Raw genomic sequence first — 3,403 nt, 5'->3', positions numbered from 1 at the left:
CTGTGGTGGGTGTAGGTGTGTGGTGGGGTTGTTGTTTGAGAACTACATAGTGAACGCGAGCATCTTTATAAAGAAGCAATTTCTTTGAGATATATAAGAACCTGGATAACTCTAAAAAGTTTTTCATGGTTCTCTCGATAAGTAAGTGTGACAACTTGTGTGTTGTCAAGTTTTTAAGGGCACACGGTGAATGCCTTGGCATTAGGAGCCGAAGAAGGACGTAGGAATCTGCGATAAGCCTCGGGGAGTTGATAACCAAACTTTGATCCGAGGGTGTCCGAATGGGGGAACCCCGCCACCGGTTGCAAGACTAGGTGGTGACCCGCATCTGAATATATAGGATGTGTGGAGGGAACGTGGGGAAGTGAAACATCTCAGTACCCACAGGAAGAGAAAACAATAGTGATTCCGTTAGTAGTGGCGAGCGAACGCGGAACAGGCTAAACCGTGTCATGTGTGATAGCCGGCGGGCGTTGCATGGTGCGGGGTTGTGGGACTTACCGATCTAGTTCTGCCGGACTAGGAAGAGGAATGGTGCATGTATAGGTGAATGGTTTTGAATGGCCGACCGTAGAGGGTGAGAGTCCCGTAACCGAAATGCAGTGCACTCTCTTTGGTGAGTATCCCAAGTAGCACGGGGCCCGAGAAATCCCGTGTGAATCTGTCAGGACCACCTGATAAGCCTAAATACTACCTAATGACCGATAGCGGACAAGTACCGTGAGGGAAAGGTGAAAAGTACCCCGGGAGGGGAGTGAAATAGTACCTGAAACCGTGTGCTTACAATCCGTCAGAGCAAGCGAGCCCCTTGGGGTTGTTGTTCTTGTGATGGCGTGCCTTTTGAAGAATGAGCCTGCGAGTTAGTGTTACGTCGCGAGGTTAACCCGTGTGGGGAAGCCGTAGCGAAAGCGAGTCTGAATAGGGCGAGTTTAGTGGCGTGATCTAGACCCGAAGCGAAGTGATCTACCCATGGCCAGGTTGAAGCGCGTGTAAGAGCGCGTGGAGGACCGAACCCACTTCAGTTGAAAATGGAGGGGATGAGCTGTGGGTAGGGGTGAAAGGCCAATCAAACTTCGTGATAGCTGGTTCTCCCCGAAATGCATTTAGGTGCAGCGTTGCGTGTTTCTTACTGGAGGTAGAGCTACTGGATGGCTAATGGGCCCTACAAGGTTACTGACGTCAGCCAAACTCCGAATGCCGGTAAGTCAGAGCGTAGCAGTGAGACTGTGGGGGATAAGCTTCATAGTCGAGAGGGAAACAGCCCAGACCACCAACTAAGGCCCCTAAGCGTGTGCTAAGTGGGAAAGGATGTGGGATTGCTTAGACAACCAGGAGGTTGGCTTAGAAGCAGCCATCCTTAAAAGAGTGCGTAATAGCTCACTGGTCAAGTGATTCCGCGCCGACAATGTAGCGGGGCTCAAGTACACCGCCGAAGTTGTGGATTTCAAACACTACCCAAGCAGATCAAGATTTATCTTGTACCTGTTCAGGGGTTTGGAGTGGTAGGGGAGCGTCGTGTAGGCATTGAAGTCGCAGTGTGAACTAGCGGTGGAGCCTACACGAGTGAGAATGCAGGCATGAGTAGCGAAAGACGGGTGAGAAACCCGTCCGCCGAATGATCAAGGGTTCCAGGGTCAAGCTAATCTGCCCTGGGTAAGTCGGGACCTAAGGCGAGGCCGACAGGCGTAGTCGATGGACAACGGGTTGATATTCCCGTACCGGTGAAGAACCGCCCATATTGAACTAATGATACTAACCATCCCTTTCCACCATTGAGTACCCTTCGGGGTCAGGATGTGTGGGGAGCGTGGGACCTGAGTTAGGGAGGTAAACGTATTAACAGGTGTGACGCAGGAAGGTAGCCAAGCCGGGCGATGGTTGTCCCGGTCTAAGGACGTAGGAAACACGATAGGCAAATCCGTTGTGTTGTCTTCAATGACGATTCTGAGATCTGATGGGACCCCCGCATGGGGGAATTTGGTGATCCTATGCTGCCTAGAAAAGCATCGACGTGAGGTTCTAACTGCCCGTACCCCAAACCGACACAGGTGATCAGGTAGAGAATACTAAGGCGATCGAGAGAATTATGGTTAAGGAACTCGGCAAAATGCCCCCGTAACTTCGGGAGAAGGGGGGCCTGCCCCGTGAAGGAACCTAGCGTTCCGTGAGCGGGTGTGGGCCGCAGAGACCAGGGGGAAGCGACTGTTTACTAAAAACACAGGTCCATGCGAAGTCGCAAGACGATGTATATGGACTGACTCCTGCCCGGTGCTGGAAGGTTAAGAGGACCGGTTAGCTCACTTGTGAGCGAAGCTGAGAATTTAAGCCCCAGTAAACGGCGGTGGTAACTATAACCATCCTAAGGTAGCGAAATTCCTTGTCGGGTAAGTTCCGACCTGCACGAATGGAGTAACGACTTCCCCGCTGTCTCAACCATAAACTCGGCGAAATTGCAGTACGAGTAAAGATGCTCGTTACGCGCAGCAGGACGGAAAGACCCCGAGACCTTTACTATAGTTTGGTATTGGTGTTCGGAGTGGCTTGTGTAGGATAGGTGGGAGACTGTGAAGTCACGACGCTAGTTGTGATGGAGTCATCGTTGAAATACCACTCTGGTCACTTTGGACATCTAACTTCGGCCCGTAATCCGGGTCAGGGACAGTGCCTGATGGGTAGTTTAACTGGGGCGGTTGCCTCCTAAAAAGTAACGGAGGCGCCCAAAGGTTCCCTCAGCCTGGTTGGCAATCAGGTATCGAGTGTAAGTGCACAAGGGAGCTTGACTGTGAGAGGGACACCTCGAGCAGGGACGAAAGTCGGGACTAGTGATCCGGCGGCACATTGTGGAATGGCCGTCGCTCAACGGATAAAAGGTACCTCGGGGATAACAGGCTGATCTTGCCCAAGAGTCCATATCGACGGCATGGTTTGGCACCTCGATGTCGGCTCGTCGCATCCTGGGGCTGGAGTAGGTCCCAAGGGTTGGGCTGTTCGCCCATTAAAGCGGTACGCGAGCTGGGTTTAGAACGTCGTGAGACAGTTCGGTCCCTATCCGCTGCGCGCGCAGGAAATTTGAGAAGGGCTGTCCTTAGTACGAGAGGACCGGGACGGACGAACCTCTGGTGTGTCAGTTGTACTGCCAAGTGCATCGCTGATTAGCTACGTTCGGATGGGATAACCGCTGAAAGCATCTAAGCGGGAAGCCCGCTTCAAGATGAGATTTCCCTACACTATATGTGTGAGAGGCCCCCAGCAGACCACTGGGTTGATAGGCCGGATGTGGAAGCGAGGACTAAAGACTCGTGAAGCTGACCGGTACTAATAGGCCGATAACTTACACAACACACAAATCTTTATACACAAAGATTGCTCGCGTTCACTATGTGGTTCCCAAACAACAAACCCA

Annotated in this window: 1 rRNA gene; it reads left to right on the top strand. The window is 52.1% G+C overall.

The features are described from left to right. The first annotated feature begins 163 nt into the window (after nucleotides 1-163). Nucleotides 164-3,338, top strand: a 23S ribosomal RNA gene (locus CVS30_RS17560). Nucleotides 3,339-3,403 lie beyond the last annotated feature (65 nt).

Source organism: Arthrobacter psychrolactophilus (assembly GCF_003219795.1).
GTDB lineage: Bacteria > Actinomycetota > Actinomycetes > Actinomycetales > Micrococcaceae > Specibacter > Specibacter psychrolactophilus.
This window is presented reverse-complemented; position numbering and strand designations above follow the sequence as displayed.